The 18,411-nt window shown below is 60.3% G+C and carries 16 protein-coding genes; all 16 read right to left on the bottom strand.

Features of this window, described 5'->3' with window-relative positions; all coding sequences use genetic code 11:
- Positions 1–86 precede the first annotated feature (86 nt).
- A complete protein-coding gene (gene dnaE, locus AAEQ75_RS15675) occupies positions 87–3,617 on the bottom strand; it encodes a DNA polymerase III subunit alpha (RefSeq protein WP_343349647.1) in 3,531 nt (1,176 codons plus the stop codon).
- 114 nt (positions 3,618–3,731) lie between these two features.
- Positions 3,732–4,331, bottom strand: a complete 600-nt coding sequence (gene rnhB, locus AAEQ75_RS15670; protein ID WP_343349646.1) for a ribonuclease HII — start codon at positions 4,329–4,331, stop codon at positions 3,732–3,734.
- Entirely contained in the window at positions 4,331–5,464 is a 1,134-nt protein-coding gene (lpxB, locus tag AAEQ75_RS15665; RefSeq protein WP_343349645.1) for a lipid-A-disaccharide synthase, read from the bottom strand. Before lpxB ends, rnhB begins: the two co-directional genes overlap by 1 nt.
- A 5-nt stretch (positions 5,465–5,469) precedes the next feature.
- Positions 5,470–6,246: an acyl-ACP--UDP-N-acetylglucosamine O-acyltransferase gene (gene lpxA / locus AAEQ75_RS15660; RefSeq protein WP_106734973.1), complete on the bottom strand. Its 777-nt coding sequence runs from the start codon at positions 6,244–6,246 to the stop codon at positions 5,470–5,472.
- Positions 6,243–6,683 (bottom strand): 3-hydroxyacyl-ACP dehydratase FabZ, encoded by a 441-nt coding sequence (gene fabZ, locus AAEQ75_RS15655; protein ID WP_003244215.1) that lies wholly within the window; start codon positions 6,681–6,683, stop codon positions 6,243–6,245. Before fabZ ends, lpxA begins: the two co-directional genes overlap by 4 nt.
- Before the next feature lie 47 nt (positions 6,684–6,730).
- Entirely contained in the window at positions 6,731–7,786 is a 1,056-nt protein-coding gene (lpxD, locus tag AAEQ75_RS15650; protein ID WP_343349644.1) for a UDP-3-O-(3-hydroxymyristoyl)glucosamine N-acyltransferase, read from the bottom strand.
- A gap of 2 nt (positions 7,787–7,788) precedes the next feature.
- Complete coding sequence (locus AAEQ75_RS15645; protein WP_099523471.1) at positions 7,789–8,292, bottom strand: OmpH family outer membrane protein; 504 nt, start codon at positions 8,290–8,292, stop codon at positions 7,789–7,791.
- A gap of 44 nt (positions 8,293–8,336) precedes the next feature.
- Positions 8,337–10,697, bottom strand: a complete 2,361-nt coding sequence (bamA, locus tag AAEQ75_RS15640) for an outer membrane protein assembly factor BamA (protein WP_343349642.1) — start codon at positions 10,695–10,697, stop codon at positions 8,337–8,339.
- Positions 10,698–10,782: 85 nt separating this feature from the next.
- Positions 10,783–12,135: a sigma E protease regulator RseP gene (gene rseP, locus AAEQ75_RS15635; RefSeq protein WP_343349641.1), complete on the bottom strand. Its 1,353-nt coding sequence runs from the start codon at positions 12,133–12,135 to the stop codon at positions 10,783–10,785.
- Positions 12,136–12,188: 53 nt separating this feature from the next.
- A complete protein-coding gene (gene ispC, locus AAEQ75_RS15630; RefSeq protein WP_343349640.1) occupies positions 12,189–13,373 on the bottom strand; it encodes a 1-deoxy-D-xylulose-5-phosphate reductoisomerase in 1,185 nt (394 codons plus the stop codon).
- Complete coding sequence (locus AAEQ75_RS15625; protein WP_343349639.1) at positions 13,370–14,185, bottom strand: phosphatidate cytidylyltransferase; 816 nt, start codon at positions 14,183–14,185, stop codon at positions 13,370–13,372. The genes ispC and AAEQ75_RS15625 overlap by 4 nt, the downstream gene beginning before the upstream one ends.
- Positions 14,185–14,931, bottom strand: coding sequence for a polyprenyl diphosphate synthase (gene uppS / locus AAEQ75_RS15620; RefSeq protein WP_343349638.1), 747 nt, complete (start codon positions 14,929–14,931; stop codon positions 14,185–14,187). The genes AAEQ75_RS15625 and uppS overlap by 1 nt, the downstream gene beginning before the upstream one ends.
- Positions 14,932–14,948: 17 nt before the next feature.
- Positions 14,949–15,506 carry a ribosome recycling factor gene (frr, locus tag AAEQ75_RS15615; RefSeq protein WP_013716422.1) on the bottom strand — a complete coding sequence of 186 codons (558 nt, stop codon included), beginning with the start codon at positions 15,504–15,506 and terminating at the stop codon, positions 14,949–14,951.
- Positions 15,503–16,246 carry a UMP kinase gene (pyrH, locus tag AAEQ75_RS15610; RefSeq protein ID WP_004424012.1) on the bottom strand — a complete coding sequence of 248 codons (744 nt, stop codon included), beginning with the start codon at positions 16,244–16,246 and terminating at the stop codon, positions 15,503–15,505. Before pyrH ends, frr begins: the two co-directional genes overlap by 4 nt.
- 188 nt (positions 16,247–16,434) lie before the next feature.
- Positions 16,435–17,298: a translation elongation factor Ts gene (gene tsf, locus AAEQ75_RS15605; protein WP_013716423.1), complete on the bottom strand. Its 864-nt coding sequence runs from the start codon at positions 17,296–17,298 to the stop codon at positions 16,435–16,437.
- Between the two features lie 111 nt (positions 17,299–17,409).
- Positions 17,410–18,150 (bottom strand): 30S ribosomal protein S2, encoded by a 741-nt coding sequence (gene rpsB, locus AAEQ75_RS15600; protein ID WP_256833096.1) that lies wholly within the window; start codon positions 18,148–18,150, stop codon positions 17,410–17,412.
- Positions 18,151–18,411 lie beyond the last annotated feature (261 nt).

Below are 18,411 nucleotides of genomic sequence, written 5' to 3'. Positions count from 1 at the left end.
GGCGCCCTACCTTAAGGGATAGGGCGCAGCGGGTCGACACCCTCGGGTGCCTTTGCTGTCACGAAGAGGAATTTTCCTCTCGTATATCAGCGGTAGTGCAAAAAGACGTTGTCGCGCCCGAACTGGTCACGCAATGCCTGAATCAAAGTGTCAGCCGGGTCGATTCGCCAGGCATCGCCGAATTGAAGCAAGGCCCGCGCCTCCTCGCCACTGTAGTCGACGGTCACCGGGCAAGCGCCTTTGTGCTTGCTGCACAGTTCGGCCAGCCAGCGCAGGCGGTCGCCCTTCAATGCCTCACTGGCCACCTTCACCCGCAGGCTATCGGCCAGGCCGGTGCGCGCTTCTTCCAGGCTCATCACGCGCTTGGCGCGCAGGCGCAGACCACCGGAGAAGTCGTCGTTACTGACTTCACCTTCGACCACCACCAGCGCATCGTTCTGCAGCAACGCCTGGTTGCTGGCGAAGGCGTCGGCGAACAACGAAGCCTCGATCCTCCCTGATCTGTCATCCAGGGTGATAAAGCCCATCTTGTCGCCCTTCTTGTTCTTCATCACCCGCAGGTTGACGATCATCCCGGCGATGGTCTGGGTATCGCGCGCCGGCTTTAGTTCGACGATGCGCTGGCGGGCGAAACGGCGAATCTCGCCTTCGTATTCGTCGATGGGGTGGCCGGAGAGATAGATGCCCAGGGTATCCTTCTCGCCTTTCAGACGCTCCTTGATCGGCAGTTCGCGGGCCTTGCGGTGGTTGGCGTAGACGTCCGCCTCAGGCTCGGCGAACAGGCCACCGAACAGGTCCATGTGGCCGCTCTCGGCGCTGCGCGCAGTCTGCTCGGCGGACTGCACGGCCTCCTCCATGGACGCCAGCAGCACGGCGCGGTTCTTGTCCACGCTGGCCTGATAGGCCTTGAGCTCGTCCTGATAGTACGGACCGAGACGATCCAGCGCGCCGCTGCGGATCAACGCTTCCAGAGTGCGCTTGTTAATGCGCTTGAGGTCGACGCGGTTGCAGAAGTCGAACAGATCCTTGAACGGCCCACCTTCGGCCCGGCATTCGACGATGGCCTCGACCGGCCCCTCGCCCACGCCCTTGACCGCCCCCAAGCCGTAGACGATGCGACCGTCGTCGTTGACGGTGAACTTGAATTCGGAGACGTTCACGTCCGGCGGATCGATGCGCAACTTCATGTTGCGGCACTCTTCCACCAGGATCACCACCTTGTCGGTGTTGTGCATGTCCGCCGAGAGCACCGCGGCCATGAACGGCGCCGGGTAATGCGCTTTCAGCCAGGCAGTCTGGTAGGACACCAGGCCGTAAGCTGCAGAGTGCGACTTGTTGAAGCCGTAACCGGCGAACTTTTCCACCAGATCGAAGATGTTACCCGCCAGGTTGGCGTCGATGCCGTTGCTGGCACAACCCTCGATGAAGCCACCGCGCTGCTTGGCCATCTCCTCGGGCTTCTTCTTGCCCATGGCGCGACGCAGCATGTCCGCACCACCGAGGGTGTAGCCAGCCATCACCTGAGCGATCTGCATCACCTGTTCCTGGTACAGGATGATGCCGTAGGTGGGCTTGAGCACCGGTTCCAGGCCAGCGTACTGGTAATCGGGGTGCGGGTAGGACAGCTCGGCTCGACCGTGCTTACGGTTGATGAAGTCGTCCACCATGCCCGATTGCAGCGGGCCAGGGCGGAACAGCGCCACCAGTGCGATCATGTCTTCCAGGCAGTCGGGCTTGAGCTTCTTGATCAGCTCCTTCATGCCGCGCGATTCAAGCTGGAAGACCGCAGTGGTCTCCGCCTTCTGCAGCATGTCGTAGGTTTTCTTGTCATCCAGCGGGATGAAGTCGATGTTGACCAGATCCTCATCCGGCGCTCCGTCGCGCTTCTGGATACGGTGGATAGTCTCCATCGCCCATTTGATGATGGTCAGCGTACGCAAGCCGAGGAAGTCGAACTTGACCAGGCCGGCCTGCTCGACGTCGTCCTTGTCGAACTGGGTCACCAGGCCGCCACCCTCCTCGTCACAGGCGATCGGCGAAAAGTCGGTGAGTTTGGTCGGTGCGATCACCACACCACCAGCGTGCTTGCCGGTACCGCGCACCACGCCTTCGAGCTTGAGCGACATATCCCAGATTTCCTGGGCTTCCTCGTCGTTCTTGAGGAAGTCGCGCAGCGGCTCCTCCATCTCGTAGGCTTTCTCCAGGGTCATGCCCACTTCGAAGGGGATCATCTTCGACAGACGGTCAGCCAGGCCATAGGATTTGCCCTGCGCCCGCGCCACATCGCGCACCACCGCCTTGGCCGCCATCGAGCCGAAGGTGATGATCTGGCTCACCGCATTACGCCCGTACTTCTCGGCCACGTAGTCGATCACCCGGTCGCGACCGTCCATGCAGAAGTCGACGTCGAAGTCGGGCATGGAAATCCGTTCCGGGTTGAGGAAACGTTCGAACAGCAGGTCATAGGCCAAAGGGTCAAGGTCGGTGATCTTCAGCACGTAGGCCACCAGCGAACCGGCACCCGAGCCACGGCCCGGGCCGACCGGCACGCCGTTGTTCTTGGCCCACTGGATGAAGTCCATAACGATCAGGAAGTAACCGGGGAAACCCATCTGGATGATGATGTCGAGTTCGAAGTTGAGGCGATCGATATAGACCTGCCTCTTCGCCTCGTAATCCGGCGTGTCCTTGGGCAGCAGCACTTCGAGACGCTCTTCCAGGCCCTCGAAGGAGGCGTGGCGCAGGTAATCGTCAATGCCCATGCCATTTGGTGTGGGGAAGTCCGGCAGGAAATACTTGCCAAGCTGTACGTCGATGTTGCAGCGCTTGGCGATCTCGACGGTGTTCTCCAGTGCTTCTGGCAGATCGGAGAACAGCTCCCACATTTCTTCGGTGCTTTTCAGGTACTGCTGATCGGAGTAATTGCGCGGCCTACGCGGGTCATCCAGTGTACGACCCTCGCCGATGCAGACGCGTGTTTCGTGCGCCTCGAAGTCGTCCTGCTTGATGAACCGCACGTCGTTGGTGGCCACCAGTGGCGCCTCGACACGATCAGCCAGCGCCACGGCGGCATGCAGATACTCCTCATCACCGACACGACTGGTGCGCTGCACTTCGAGATAGAAACGATCAGGGAACACTGCCATCCATTCACGCAAGCGCATTTCGGCCAGCGCTTCATCACCGGCCAGCAGCGCCTGGCCGACTTCGCCTTCACGCGCGCCGGACAGCGCGATGAGGCCCTCGGCGGCGTCCTTTACCCAGTCACGCTGGATGATCACCAGGCCGTTGCTCTGCCCTTCAGCCCAACCGCGGGAAATCAGCTCGGTGAGGTTGCGGTAGCCCTTGGCATTCATCGCCAGCAGGGTCAGCCGCGTCAGCGGGCCGTCTTCCTCGGCGCTGGCCATCCAGATATCCGCACCGCAGATCGGCTTGACCCCAGCGCCCATGGCCGTCTTGTAGAACTTCACCAGTGAGCACATGTTGCTCATGTCGGTGACCGCCACCGCCGGCATTCCGGCCCCGGCAACGGCCTTGATCAGCGGTTTGACCCGCACCAGACCATCGACCAGGGAGTATTCGGTGTGCAGACGCAGGTGGACGAAAGCTTGGGTCATGGGCGGCCTTGCAGGTGAAAACGACAAAGCGCGGATTGTAGCCTAAGAGGGTCTGGCTTAGGGCCAGAGGTTCAACAGGCGTGGCATTTCCCGGATTGCATCCGGGCCATGCAGTTACACGCCCTCGAGCAAGGCACGTACCGGGGCGAAAGAACGCCGATGAATCGGCGTAGGCCCCAGGCGTTGCAGGGCTTCCAGGTGAACGGGGGTGGGATAGCCTTTGTGACCGGCAATACCGTAGCCGGGATAGAGGCGATCCATCTCGACCATCTCGCGGTCGCGGCTGACTTTGGCCAGGATCGAAGCGGCGGCGATAGCCGGAACCCGGCTGTCGCCCTTGACCACCGGCGCACTCGGCACCGCCAGCTTAGGGCAACGGTTGCCGTCGATCAGCGCCAGCCTGGGCGCCACGCTCAAGCCCTCGACGGCACGCTGCATCGCCAGCATGGTGGCATGCAGGATATTCAGGCGGTCGATTTCCTCGACCTCGGCGCGAGCGATACACCAGGCCAGAGCCTTCTCACGAATTTCGTCGAACAGTGCTTCACGACGCGCCTCTGTGAGCTTCTTCGAATCGTTCAGACCGATGATCGGGCGCGCAGGATCGAGAATGACTGCCGCGGTCACCACCGCGCCGCAGAGCGGGCCGCGACCGACTTCATCAACGCCGGCGACCAGCTCTTCGACCAGGGTAAAGTCCAAACCGAGTTGCATCAGTCGCGCCCGGCCAGCTTGAGCACCGCGTCAGCCGCCGATAACGAGGCATCACGGCGCAGCGCGCGATGGATCAGATCAAAGCCCTCGGTCTGCACCTGACCACCGTCAATCAGCGGCGCCACGGCCTGAGCCAGGGCCTCGGGCGTCGCCGCATCCTGAATCAGCTCGGGGACCAGCAGGCGCTCGGCCAGCAGATTGGGTAGCGAGATATAGGGGCTCTTCACCAGGCGCTTGAGGATACGATAGGTCAGCGGCGCCACACGATAAGCCACCACCATCGGCCGCTTGTACAGCAGCGCTTCCAGGGTCGCGGTACCCGAAGCGATCAACACCGCATCGCAGGCAGCCAACGCTTCGTGGGATCGACCGTTGAGCAGCGTCAGCGGCAAATCACGCCCTGCCAGCATCTGCTCCAACTGCTCACGGCGCTCGGGGGTGGCGCAAGGCAGGAGGAAACGAACACCCGGGCGAAGCGCACGCAGGCGGATCGCCGCCTCGAGAAACAGCTCACCCAGACGCGCGACCTCGCCACCACGGCTACCCGGCATGAGCGCGACCACGGGCTCGTCCTGCGGCAGATCCAACGCCTCGCGCGCGGCGGCACGATCAGCTTGCTGGGGAATGGCATCGGCCAGCGGATGACCGACAAAGCGCACCGGTACCTGATGTTCGTCGTAGAACTGCGCCTCGAACGGGAACAACGTCAACATCAGGTCGCAGGCTTCACGGATCTTCAGCACCCGCTTCTGCCGCCAGGCCCAGACCGAGGGGCTGACGTAATGCACGGTCTTGATTCCGGCCCGACGCAGCTTGAGCTCCAGACCCAGATTGAAATCGGGGGCATCGATACCGATGAACACATCCGGCTGCGCAGCGATCAGGTCACGTGCCAACTGGCGGCGACGGCCAAGCAGTTCGAACAAACGACCGAGCACCTCGACCAGGCCCATCACGGCCAGGCGCTCCATCGGGAAGTAGGATTTCAGGCCCTCGGCGTCCATGCGCGCACCGCCAACGCCGATGAACTCGGCATCTGGATAACGCTGCTTGATGGCCTGCATCAGGCCGGAGCCGAGAATGTCACCGGACGCCTCACCGGCGACCAGTGCGACGCGAATAGGTCTGTTCATAGGAATCAGCGCGTGATGCCGCGCGTGGAGGCCTGGATCGAATCGCGGAAGATCGCCACTTCAGGGAATTGAGCAGCAGACTCGGCCAATTCGGCCAGTGCTTGCTCCACGGTCAGTCCCTGGCGATAAACCTGCTTGTAGCCCTTGCGCAATGCGGCAATGGCTTCGGCTGAGAAACCACGACGACGCATGCCCTCAAAGTTCATGCTGCGCGCCTCGGCCGGGTTACCGAATACGGTAACGAAAGCAGGCACATCCTTGCCAATCGCGGTGCCCATGCCCGAGAAGCTGTGCGCGCCAATGCGGCAGAACTGATGCACCAGGGTATAGCCGGACAGAATCGCCCAGTCGTCGACCCAGACATGACCAGCCAGTGCCGTGTTGTTGACCAGAATGCAATGGTTACCGATCACGCTGTCATGGCCGATATGGGCATAAGCCATGATCAGGTTGTGGTCGCCAATGGTGGTTTCACTGCGATCCTGTACGGTGCCGCGGTGAATGGTGACGCCTTCGCGAATGGTGTTGTGATCGCCGATCACCAGGCGAGTGAGCTCACCTTTGTACTTCAGGTCCGGCGTATCTTCACCGACCGAAGAAAACTGGTAGATGCGGTTGTGCTTGCCAATCACGGTCGGTCCCTTGAGCACTACGTGCGGACCGATGACTGTACCCTCGCCAATTTCCACATCGGCACCAACAATGCTCCAAGGGCCAACGACAACGTCGTCAGCCAATCTGGCACTGGGGTCGATGATCGCGCGTGGGTCAATCAAACTCATAGCTTGCGTTCCGCACAGATGATTTCAGCGGAGCAGACTTCCTTGCCATCGACAGTGGCGCGGCACTCGAATTTCCAGATGCTGCGACGATCGCTCAGGTACTTGGCTTCCAGCGTCAGCTGGTCACCCGGCAACACCGGCGAACGGAAACGCAGCTTGTCGGAGCCAACGAAGTAATACAGGGTGCCATCGGCCGGCTTCACGCCCATCATCTTGAAACCGAGGATACCGGCAGCCTGCGCCATCGCCTCAATGATCAGAACGCCCGGCATGATCGGGTGCTCGGGGAAGTGACCGTTGAAGAACGGCTCATTGATGCTGACATTCTTATAGGCGCGAATCTGTTTGCCTTCGACGTCCAGGTCCACCACACGGTCCACCAGCAGGAACGGATAGCGGTGCGGCAAATATTCACGAATTTCGTTGATGTCCATCATGTTCGGTTAAGCCTGTAAGAAAAGAAAAGAGCACGGCCGCGCCGTGCTCAGGCATCAGATGAGGCGTTTGCCGTCTGGGTCACGGCGGCCAGCTGTTTTTCCAGCTCACGCAGTCGCTTGGCCATCTCGTCCAACTGACGAATACGGGCTGCACTCTTCTTCCACTCGCCCGCCGGCTGCATGGCGGTACCGGAAGAATAGGCGCCCGGCTCGGAGATCGAACGGGTCACCATGGTCATGCCGGTGACGAACACGTTGTCGCACACTTCGATATGACCAACCATCCCCACACCACCAGCGATCATGCAATTCTTGCCGATCTTGGTGCTGCCGGAAATACCGCAGCAACCCGCCATTGCAGTGTTGTCACCAATCTGCACGTTGTGCGCGATCATGATCTGGTTATCCAGCTTCACACCATTGCCGATCAGGGTGTCGGACAGCGCACCGCGATCCACCGTGGTGTTGGCGCCGATCTCGACGTCATCGCCGATGGATACCCCACCGATCTGCGCTATCTTCTGCCAGACGCCCTTCTCATTGGCGAAACCGAAGCCTTCACCACCGATCACGGCACCGGACTGGATCACCACCCGCTTACCGATCTGCACGTCGTGATACAGCGTCACGCGCGGCGCCAGCCAGCCGCCATCACCCACCACACTGCGCGCGCCGACTACACAATGGGCACCGATGCTGACATCAGCGCCGATACGTGCACCGCTTTCGATAACCGCAAAAGCGCCAATACTCGCACTCGGATCGATCTGAGCGTCTTCGGCAATCTGTGCCGTGGCATGAATACCCGGCGCAGCCTTGGGCTTGCGATCGAACACATGCGACAGCTGGGCATAAGCCAGGTACGGGTTGGCAACGATCAGGGCATCGCCAGCGTAGCCTTCAGCATCGGCTGCGGTCAGAAGCACGGCACCGGCCTGAGTCTGCGCCAGAAACTTGCGGTACTGGGCATTGGCCAGGAAGCTCAACTGTTCGGGCCTGGCCTCCTGTAAGGTGGCCAGGCCCGTGATGACCTTCGCTTCGGCGCCACGCAAGGTGGCGCCAAGACGCTCAGCCAATTGGCCGAGAGTAACTGTCACTGTCATGCTTAACGCATCTGGTTCATGCGCTCGATGACCTGGCGAGTGATGTCGTACTGAGGCTTGACCTCGATCACCGCACCACGCTCGAGCACCAGGTCGAAGTTGCCGTTCTTGATCACGTCTTCGACGGCCTTATCCAGGTTCGGCTTCAGCTTGCCCAGCATCTCGCGGTCGGCGATGGCCTTGGCTTCGTTCAGTTCCTTGGATTGGAACTGGAAGTCACGGGCCTTCTGCTTGAATTCGAGCTCGAGACGCTCGCGCTCAGCCTGCTGCATCTTGTCGCCATCTTTGACCATACGATCCTGGATGCGCTTGGCGTCGCTTTCCAGAGTCTTGAGCTTGTTCAGTTGCGGACCAAACTTCTTCTCGGCATCGACGGCGTAGCGCTTGGCTGCATCCGACTCGAGCAGCGCCATCTGATAGTTCAGCACGGCCACCTTCATCTCGGCGAACGCCGGAGTGGCGATCAGGGCGGCGGTGAACAGAACCAGTTGAGTCAACTTACGCACAATGCACTCCTGCAACAAAACTGTTGGCTTTCTGTGAAACGAACTTAGAAGGTTTGACCCAGGGAGAACTGGAATACCTGAGTATCGGCATCATCCGGCTTCTTGATCGGCATGGCCAGACTGAAACTCAGCGGGCCCAACGCGGTGATCCAGGTCAGGCCAACACCCACGGAGCTGGCCATGCTGCTGAAGTCGATATTGCAGCTGTCGCTGAGCTTCTTCTGGCTCGACGAGCAGTTGGTGTCGAATACGTTACCCACATCCCAGAACAACGCGGTACGCAACGAACGCTGGTCCTTGACGAACGGCAGGGGGAACAGCATCTCGACGCCACCCTGCACCAATACGTTACCACCGAACGGCAGCGGGTCCTGATCCGGATCAGCCAGAGTACCAGGCTTGGTACCGCTGCTCGGGGTACTGCGAGGGCCCAAGCTGCTGTCCTTGAAACCACGTACCGAGTTGAAACCACCGGCGTAGTAGTGCTCGTAGAACGGCAGTTCAGCCGTGGAACCGTAGCTGTCGCCATAACCCAACTGGGTATGGAAGCGCAGGGTGTAGTTATCGCTGATCGGGGTGAACACCTGACCACGGTAGTCGAGCTTGTAGAACGACAGATCGCTACCTGGAATGGTGGTTTCCAGCACCAGGCTCTGCGAATGACCACGGTTAGCGAGAACACCACGGTTCAGGGTCGACTCGGACCAACCGATCGAACCTTTGAAGTTGAGGTAGTTATCACCCTCAGCTTCGATGAAATCAAAGATCTCATCGACGGTATAGCGACCAGTATCGATGCTGTCCTGCTGTACGGTCAGACCATAGGTCAGACGCGCGGTTTCGCTGATCGGGTAACCGATGTTGATACCTGCACCCAGGCTGTCAACCGAATAGCTGGATACATCGACATCGAGTTCATCGTAGTCGGTGGTGCGGTAGAAGGCGTTGTAACCCAGGCTCACGCCGTCGACGGTCCAGTAGGGATCAACGAAGCCAAAGCTGTATCGGGTCTGGTATTCACTGCGAGTCAGACCGATGCTGACGCGGTTACCGGTACCCAGGAAGTTGTTCTGGCTGATCGAACCACCAAGGATCAGGCCGGCGTTCTGGGCGAAACCGACGCTGGCAGTGATGGAGCCGGACGGCTGCTCTTCGACGCTGTAGTTGACGTCGATCTGGTCATCAGTGCCTGGCACTTGCGGAGTTTCGACGTTGACTTCCTTGAAGAAGCCCAGGCGCTCCAGGCGAGTCTTGGACTGGTCGATCAGGTAGGTCGATGCCCAGCCACCTTCCATCTGACGCATTTCGCGACGCAGCACTTCGTCTTCGGACTTGGTGTTGCCGCGGAAGTTGATACGGTTGACGTAGGCACGCTTGCCCGGATCGACGAAGAAGGTGATCGAAACGGTGTTGTCTTCGTCGTGCGCTTCCGGCACGCCGTTGACGTTGGCGAAGGTGTAACCCTCGTTACCCAGACGACGGGTGATCAGCTCACTGGTGGTGGTCATGATCTTGCGCGAGAAGACCTGACCTTCCTTGACCAGCAGCAGTGCGCGCACATCGTCTTCCGGGACCTTGAGGTCACCGGACAGTTTCACGTCGCGAACGCTGTACTTCTCGCCCTCTTCGACGTTGACGGTGATGTAGACGTGCTTCTTGTCCGGGGTGATGGAAACCTGCGTGGAGCTGATATCCATATTGATGTAGCCGCGGTCCAGGTAGTAGGAGCGCAGACGCTCGAGGTCACCGGACAGCTTTTCGCGGGCGTACTTGTCGTCGTTCTTGAAGAAGGACAGCCAGTTGGTGGTCTTCAGCTCGAACAGATCGACCAGATCTTCATCGGAGAACACGGTATTGCCGACCACGTTGATGTGGGAGATAGCGGCTACGGTGCCTTCGTTGATGGTGATCTTCAGCGCCACGCGGTTACGCGGCTGCGGAATCACCTCGGCTTCGATCTCGGCCGAATAACGGCCCTGAGCGACATACTGGCGCTGCAGCTCGTTGCGCACGCCTTCGAGGGTGGCGCGCTGAAAAATCTCGCCCTCGGCCAGACCAGACTGGTTCAGGCCCTTGAGCAGGTCTTCAGTGCTGATGGCCTTGTTGCCTTCGATCTCGATGCCGGAGATGGAGGGACGCTCGACCACAGTAACGACCAGCACATCGCCATCGCGACCAAGCTGAATATCCTGGAAGAAGCCAGTACGGAACAGGGAACGGGTGGCATCGACCAGCTGGCGATCATCTATCCGCTCGCCCACATTGAGCGGCAACGCGCCGAATACACTACCAGCGGAAACCCGCTGCAGGCCGTTGACGCGTATATCGGAGATGGTGAAGGACTCGGCGTGAACTTCGGCGATCATCAATGCGGACAGTACCGCAGGTAGCAGCAGACGTTTCATGAAGTCCTTTCTTATTCCAACTGACGATAAAAACTGCCGCTTAGGCGACACTTCTTTTAAATCTCAAGAACGTATTCAGCAGTGCTCACAGGCGGCTGAGGTCGTTGACCAGGGCAAGCAACATGACCCCGATGACCAGACTGATGCCGATCTGCATCCCCCAACCCTGAACCCGCTCAGACAAGGGGCGACCACGCACCCACTCGACCAGATAAAACAGCAGATGCCCACCATCCAGTACAGGAATGGGCAGCAGATTGAGAACCCCCAGGCTAATACTCAGATATGCAAGGAATTTCAGGAAATCCCCCAGCCCTGACTCAGCTGAAGCGCCCGCCACTTTAGCAATGGTTATCGGCCCACTCAAGTTTTTTACCGAGAGCTCACCGAACAGCATTTTCTTGAGGGAATCGAGGGTCAGCAGGCTCATGGACCAGGTTTGACGCATGCCCTCGACGACGCCATCGAGCGGACCGTAGCGCACCTCGCGCAACATCTCGGGCGGCCATTCGACGCCCTGTACGCCCGCCCCCAGATAACCACTGCGGGCTTCACCCTCGCCACGCGCAGCCAGGGTCAGCTCGACATCACGTGCCTGTCCGTCACGCTCGATACGCAAGGTGATCGCCTCGCCCGGCAAGGCGCGTACACGATCGACCAGAGCCTGCCAGTCAGGCAGTGGTTCCCCATCGAGCGCCAACAAACGATCCCCAGCCTGCAAACCCGCAGCCTGCGCCGGCCCTTTCGGATCGAGCTCAGCCAACACCGGCTCCAGCACTGGGCGCCAGGGGCGAATCCCCAGCGAGCCAATCGGGTCCGGCTCGTCGACGCCGCGCAACCAGTTATCCAATTGCACCTGCTTGGGCGTTTCAACCGTGGAGCCCGGCTCGAGCACGCGCAGATCGAGCGTACCGCTCTCGCCCAGACGCCTTACCAGCTGCAGATTGACCGCCGCCCAACCACTGGTGGCCTCGCCGTTGACTGCAACGATCTCCTGCCCAGCACGCAGCCCGGCCACTTCCGCCAGGCTGTCCGGCTGCACGCCACCGATCACCGGCCTAACCTGCTGACTGCCGAGCATGGCGACGAACCAGAAGAACAGCAGCGCCAGCAGGAAATTGGCCAGCGGGCCAGCGGCAACAATGGCGATGCGCTGGCGTACACTCTTGCGATTGAAGGACTGCTCGACCAGTTCGGGCGGTACATCGCCCTCGCGCTCATCGAGCATCTTGACGTAGCCGCCCAGAGGAATGGCTGCTACGACAAACTCAGTGCCCTGGCGGTCGTGCCAGCGCAACAATGGCGTACCGAAGCCGACGGAAAAGCGCAGCACCTTGACGCCGCAGCGGCGAGCCACCCAGAAGTGTCCGTACTCGTGAAAGGTGACCAGGACACCCAGTGCGATCAGGGTGCCAACCAGCATGTACAACCCACTCATTTCACTTCTCCAGCCCTACGAGCCGCTCTAGTACAAGACCAACGCCGGCGTGATCAACGACCAACGAGCCACTGCCCAGCCAGTTCACGCGCACGGGCATCGGCCTCGAATACTGCGTCGAGCGCTTCGACAGCCTGCACAGGCTGGGCGTTCAACACGGACTCAATCATACGCGCGATATCAGTGAAACGGATGCGCCGCTGCAGGAAAGCCTCGACTGCCACCTCATTGACCGCGTTGAGCATCGCCGGCGCACTGCCGCCGACCTGCGCCGCCTCACGCGCCAGGCGCAAACAGGGGAACCGCTGCTCGTCGGGACGTTCGAAATCCAGTCGACCGACGGTAAACAGATCCAGAGGCGATACGCCCGAGTCAATACGCTCCGGCCAGGCCAAAGCATGCGCGATGGGCGTGCGCATGTCCGGATTACCCAGCTGGGCCAGTACCGAACCGTCGATGTAATCGACCAGCGAATGAATCACGCTCTGCCGGTGGATGACCACCTCGATCTGCTCGGGACGGGCATCGAATAGCCAGCAAGCTTCGATCGACTCGAGCCCCTTGTTCATCATGCTGGCCGAATCGACCGAGATCTTGCGCCCCATCGACCAGTTCGGATGCGCGCACGCCTGCTCCGGCGTGACACGTTCCAGGTCGGCCAGCGGCGTTTCGCGAAAAGGTCCACCGGAAGCCGTCAGCAGTACGCGACGCACACCGACCGCCTGCAGACCGCGCGAATAGTCGCCCGGCAAGCATTGGAAAATCGCGTTGTGCTCGCTATCGATGGGCAGCAGCACCGCCCCGCTCTGCTTGACCGCCTGCATGAACAAGGCGCCGGACATCACCAACGCTTCCTTGTTGGCCAGCAGCACCTTCTTGCCAGCCTGCACCGCCGCCAGCGTCGGCCGGAGGCCTGCCGCACCGACAATGGCCGCCATTACGCAATCGACAGCGGCGTCGGCAGAGACGGCGCACAGCCCTGCTTCACCAACCAGCACTTCGGTCGTCAGCCCGGCAGCGCGCAGATTGTTCTGCAGCTCGAGCGCTGAATCGGCATCAGGCACCACCGCGTAGCGCGGGCGATACTGCACGCACAGCACCTGCAGCTCTGCCAGACGCGAGAAGCCCGTCAGCGCGAAGACGCTGTAGCGCTCAGGATGGCGCGCGATCACATCCAGGGTGCTGAGGCCGATGGAGCCAGTTGCCCCCAGCACGGTGACCTGCTGCACTGCGCTCACAGCGAACCCCAACCCGCCAACCAGAGCAGTGTGGCGAACAACGGAATGGCTGCCGTCAGGCTGTCGATGCGATCCAGTACACCGCCGTGACCCGGCAGCAGATTGCTGCTGTCCTTGATCCCGGACTGACGCTTGAACATGCTTTCAGTCAAGTCGCCAACCACGGAAATCAGCACCACCACGGCAGCACCGGCAAGAGCCAGCAGCAACCCAACAGCGGACCAGCCCTGTTGCAGCCCGACCAACAGAGTGATCAACAGACTGGCTACGAGACCACCATAGAGCCCTTCCCAACTCTTGCCTGGGCTGACTTTGGGCGCCAGTTTGCGCTTGCCAAAGGTTTTTCCGGAAAAGTAAGCACCAATGTCCGCGCCCCAGACCAACACCATCACGGCGATGATCAGCGCATTGGCTTGCGGCCACTGCTTGAGCAGAACCAGCCCCTGCCAAGCCGGCAGCAGAATCAGCAAACCAATCAGCAAACGCCCCGGCACCCCGCCCCAGAAACGACTGCTATCGGGGTAAGTCATTACCAGAAAGGTGGCGAGTAACCACCACAGCACGGCCACCGCCAACACTACTGGAGCAACGGTCGGGACCAAGTACAGCAGGCCGAGCAATACAGCCACTGCAGCCGCATAGGCCACACGCAACGACTGCGCCTCGAACCCTGCCAGCCGCGCCCATTCCCAGGCACCCAGCGTGACCACTGCACCGATGAACAGGGCAAAGGCACCGCCATCGAGCAGAAAAAAACCGCCCAGGGCAATGGGCAACAGCACCAAAGCCGTGATGATTCGTTGTTTGAGCATTAAGAGCGCGCCTCAGCTTCCACCTGCTCGCTGGTCTTGCCGAAGCGACGCTGGCGGGTAGCGAAATCGGCCAGCGCCTTGCGCATGGCCTCATGCTTGAAGTCCGGCCAATAGAGGTCGGAAAAGTACAGTTCGCTGTAAGCGAACTGCCAGAGAAGGAAGTTGCTGATGCGGTGCTCGCCGCCAGTGCGAATGCACAGGTCGGGTAACGGCAGGTCACCGGTGGCCAGGCAGCCCTGAAGCAATTGCGGCGTGATGTCTTCAGGCTGCAGATGGCCTGCCTGCACTTCACGGGCCAAACGCTGAGCGGCCTGAGCGATATCCCACTGACCGCCGTAGTTGGCAGCGATCTGCAAGGTGAAACGACGGTTTCCGGCTGTCAGCAGCTCGGCGTCGCGCATGGCCGCCTGCAACTCGGGATGAAACCGCGAGCGGTCCCCGATAATGCGCAGACTGATCTCGTTATCCAATAGGCGCTTAGCCTCACGACGCAGCGCACCGAGGAACAACTCCATCAGCGCGCCGACCTCTTCGGCCGGGCGCTGCCAGTTTTCACTGGAAAAGGCGAACAGGGTTAGCACCTCGACACCCGACTCGGCACAGACTTCGATTACCGCGCGAACCGCATCGACCCCGGCCTTGTGCCCTGCCACACCAGGCAACAGGCGCTTCTTCGCCCAGCGGTTGTTGCCATCCATAATGATGGCGACATGCCGCGGCACCGCCCCCTGCTTGTTCTTGTCCATGTATGGGCGCCCAACCGTCAAACGGCCATCAGGTCCGCTTCTTTAACCTCGAGCGCCTTATCTACATCACCGATGAACTTGTCGGTGATTTTCTGCAGCTCGTCAGCGGCACGACGCTCTTCGTCTTCGCTGATTTCCTTGGCCTTGGACAGTTTCTTCAGCTCGGCCAGGGCATCACGACGCACATTGCGCACCGCGACCTTGGCATCCTCAGCAACCCCACGCGCTTGCTTGGTGTAGCCCTTGCGGGTTTCCTCGGTCAGGGCTGGCATCGGCACGCGAATGGTAGTGCCGGCGCTGCTCGGGTTCAGGCCCAGGTCGGAAGTCAGGATGGCCTTCTCGATGGCGGCACTAAGGTTCTTGTCGTGAGCGACGATCTTCAGGGTGCGCGCATCTTCGACGGTGATCGCGGCTACCTGATTGAGCGGCATGTCGCTGCCCCATGCCGGGACCTTGATGCTGTCGAGAATGCTCGGATGGGCACGACCGGTACGAATGGAAGCCAGGTTACGGCCCAGAGCCTCCAGGGACTTGCTCATGCGCTCCTGAGCGTCTTTCTTGATGTCGTTGATCATTGTGCATCCTCCTCGATCAGAGTTCCTTCGGCGCCACCCACTACAACGTTCAGCAGGGCGCCGGGCTTGTTCATGTTGAAGACCCGCAGCGGCATGTTGTGATCGCGGCACAGGCAGATGGCGGTCAGATCCATCACGCCCAGCTTGCGATCGAGCACTTCGTCATAGGTCAGGCGCTCGAACTTCTCGGCATGCGGGTCCTTGAACGGGTCGGCAGTGTACACGCCATCGACCTTGGTCGCCTTCAGAACCACGTCGGCATCGATCTCGATGGCGCGCAGGCAGGCAGCCGAATCGGTGGTAAAGAAGGGGTTGCCGGTGCCCGCGGCGAAGATCACCACTTCACCCGTCTTCAGGTGACGCATGGCCTTGCGGCGATCGTAATGATCGGTCACGCCGACCATGGAAATCGCCGACATGACGATGGCCGGGATGTTCGAGCGCTCCAGCGCATCACGCATGGCCAGCGCGTTCATCACGGTCGCCAGCATGCCCATGTGGTCACCGGTAACGCGATCCATGCCGGCAGCGGAAAGCGCCGCACCGCGGAACAGGTTACCGCCACCGATCACCAGGCCGACCTGCACGCCGATACCGACCAGTTGGCCGACTTCAAGCGCCATGCGGTCGAGCACCTTAGGGTCGATACCGAAATCTTCCGAGCCCATCAGGGCTTCGCCGCTAAGTTTGAGCAGAATGCGTTTGTAGCGAGGTTGGCGACCAGTTGTCTGCTGAGCCATTGCAAGTCTCTCCTGCGGCGATATGAAATTCTTGGGCAACGCATCTAGGCGCTGCAATTATCCGGCACTTCGAACCTGCCGGCGACCGTAGGTTGCACGGCCGTTTGTACATTTGTCGCCCCTTATTCGGCAAAGAGGCTGCACGCGCAAGCGGGCAGCCTCTCTGGGACAACTGGCCTAACCGCCGATTACTGCTTGCTGGCAGCAACCTGAGCGGCAACTTCGGCAGCGAAGTCGGTCTCGGCCTTCTCGATGCCCTCGCCCACTTCGTAACGAACGAAGGAAACGACTTCTGCACCGGCTTTCTTGACCAGATCACCGACCTTGACTTCCGGATCCATGATGAAGGCTTGCTCAACCAGGCTGGCTTCGGCCAGGAACTTGGCGATACGGCCTTTGACCATGTTCTCGACGATGTTTTCCGGCTTGCCGGCGATCTTCTCGGCGTTCAGCTGCAGGAAGATTTCTTTTTCCTTGGCAACCAGCTCCTCGGAAACCTGGTCCGGGGAAACAACAGCCGGGTTGGAAGCGGCAACGTGCATGGCAACGTGCTTGGCCAGCTCGTCGTTGCCGCCTTTCAGGACAACCAGAACACCGATGCGGTGGCCGTGCAGGTAGGCACCAACGGTTTCACCGGAAACAGCGGTCAGACGACGGATGTTGACATTCTCGCCGCACTTGGCAACCAGCGCCTCACGAGCCGACTCGCGGGAAGCGATCAGCGGAGCAGCGTCGGTCAGGTTCTTTTCGAAGGCTTCGTCGATGCTTTCCTTGACGAAGGCCTTGAAGTCGTCCTGCAGAGCAAGGAAGTCGGTCTGCGAGTTGACTTCGATGATCACGCCACGGCCACCCTCGACGCGAACTGCGATGGAGCCTTCAGCGGCGATGTTGCCAGCCTTTTTTGCAGCCTTGATGGCACCGGAAGCGCGCATGTCATCAATGGCTTTCTCGATGTCGCCACCAGCGGCAACCAGAGCCTTCTTGCATTCCATCATGCCTTGGCCGGTACGCTCGCGCAGTTCTTTAACCAGGGCTGCAGTAATTTCTGCCATCTTGAAAATCCTCTCGGTAGGTCTTCAACCAAATCAAATCTTTGAGTGGCAAAAAGGGGGCCTAGCCCCCTTCTTGCACAGCGCATAACGCTAAATGCTTGGCGTTACCGCTCAGCCTTCGGCGCTCTCGGCCGCGGCTTCTTCGACGAACTCTTCAGTCGCGCCGCCAGCGTTGCTGCGACCACGGATCACGGCGTCAGCCATCGCACCCATGTACAGCTGGATGGCGCGGATGGCGTCGTCGTTACCCGGGATGATGTAGTCAACGCCTTCCGGGCTGCTGTTGGTATCGACGATGCCGATGACCGGGATACCCAGTTTGTTGGCTTCGGTGATAGCGATGCGCTCGTGATCAACGTCGATCACGAACAGAGCGTCCGGCAGGCCGCCCATGTCCTTGATACCGCCCAGGCTGCGATCCAGTTTTTCCAGATCACGCGAACGCATCAGGGCTTCTTTCTTGGTCAGTTTGGCGAAAGTACCGTCCTGGGACTGAACTTCCAGCTCACGCAGACGCTTGATCGAGGCGCGGATGGTTTTGTAGTTGGTCAACATGCCGCCCAACCAGCGGTGATCGACGAACGGCGAGTTGCAACGAGCAGCTTCTTCGCGAACGATCTTGCCAGCGGAACGCTTGGTGCCGACGAACAGGATCTTGTTCTTGCCAGCAGCCAGCTTTTCAACGAACGACAGGGCGTCGTTGAACATCGGCAGGGTTTTTTCGAGGTTGATGATGTGAATCTTGTTGCGCGCGCCGAAAATGTACTTGCCCATTTTCGGGTTCCAGTAACGGGTCTGGTGGCCGAAGTGCACACCGGCCTTCAGCATATCGCGCATGTTGACTTGGGACATGATAGTTCCTTGAGTAAGTCGGGTTAGGCCTCCACGTATCCCAGCCTCCAACCCTCGAACTTGTCGAAAGGCACCCAGGAAACCGTGTCGATACGTGTGTGGGTTTAAGCTTTCGGGCTTTGTGCCCGTAAAGCGGCGCGTTTTATACCACACAAAGCAGGCTCAGGCTACAAAAGCCGGCAAATAACGCAGTAACGCCCTGCAGCGGTTGCGCCGCCCTTTGGGGCTGGCACGGCGAAGCTGCTACTATATCGCCCTTTC

Source organism: Pseudomonas sediminis (assembly GCF_039555755.1).
Lineage (GTDB): Bacteria > Pseudomonadota > Gammaproteobacteria > Pseudomonadales > Pseudomonadaceae > Aquipseudomonas > Aquipseudomonas mendocina_D.
Note: the sequence above shows the minus strand (reverse complement) of the source record. Positions and strands in the feature narration are given on the sequence as shown.

What these genes read in the sequence shown, in the direction of transcription:
- pyrH (WP_004424012.1), bottom strand. Translation starts at nt 16,246, where the DNA reads ATGGCTCAGCAGACAACTGGTCGCCAACCTCGCTACAAACGCATTCTG.
- rnhB (WP_343349646.1), bottom strand. Translation starts at nt 4,331, where the DNA reads ATGCAACTCGGTTTGGACTTTACCCTGGTCGAAGAGCTGGTCGCCGGC.
- bamA (WP_343349642.1), bottom strand. Translation starts at nt 10,697, where the DNA reads ATGAAACGTCTGCTGCTACCTGCGGTACTGTCCGCATTGATGATCGCC.
- lpxD (WP_343349644.1), bottom strand. Translation starts at nt 7,786, where the DNA reads ATGACAGTGACAGTTACTCTCGGCCAATTGGCTGAGCGTCTTGGCGCC.
- lpxB (WP_343349645.1), bottom strand. Translation starts at nt 5,464, where the DNA reads ATGAACAGACCTATTCGCGTCGCACTGGTCGCCGGTGAGGCGTCCGGT.
- tsf (WP_013716423.1), bottom strand. Translation starts at nt 17,298, where the DNA reads ATGGCAGAAATTACTGCAGCCCTGGTTAAAGAACTGCGCGAGCGTACC.
- frr (WP_013716422.1), bottom strand. Translation starts at nt 15,506, where the DNA reads ATGATCAACGACATCAAGAAAGACGCTCAGGAGCGCATGAGCAAGTCC.
- AAEQ75_RS15625 (WP_343349639.1), bottom strand. Translation starts at nt 14,185, where the DNA reads ATGCTCAAACAACGAATCATCACGGCTTTGGTGCTGTTGCCCATTGCC.
- uppS (WP_343349638.1), bottom strand. Translation starts at nt 14,931, where the DNA reads ATGGACAAGAACAAGCAGGGGGCGGTGCCGCGGCATGTCGCCATCATT.
- dnaE (WP_343349647.1), bottom strand. Translation starts at nt 3,617, where the DNA reads ATGACCCAAGCTTTCGTCCACCTGCGTCTGCACACCGAATACTCCCTG.
- rseP (WP_343349641.1), bottom strand. Translation starts at nt 12,135, where the DNA reads ATGAGTGGGTTGTACATGCTGGTTGGCACCCTGATCGCACTGGGTGTC.
- rpsB (WP_256833096.1), bottom strand. Translation starts at nt 18,150, where the DNA reads ATGTCCCAAGTCAACATGCGCGATATGCTGAAGGCCGGTGTGCACTTC.
- fabZ (WP_003244215.1), bottom strand. Translation starts at nt 6,683, where the DNA reads ATGATGGACATCAACGAAATTCGTGAATATTTGCCGCACCGCTATCCG.
- lpxA (WP_106734973.1), bottom strand. Translation starts at nt 6,246, where the DNA reads ATGAGTTTGATTGACCCACGCGCGATCATCGACCCCAGTGCCAGATTG.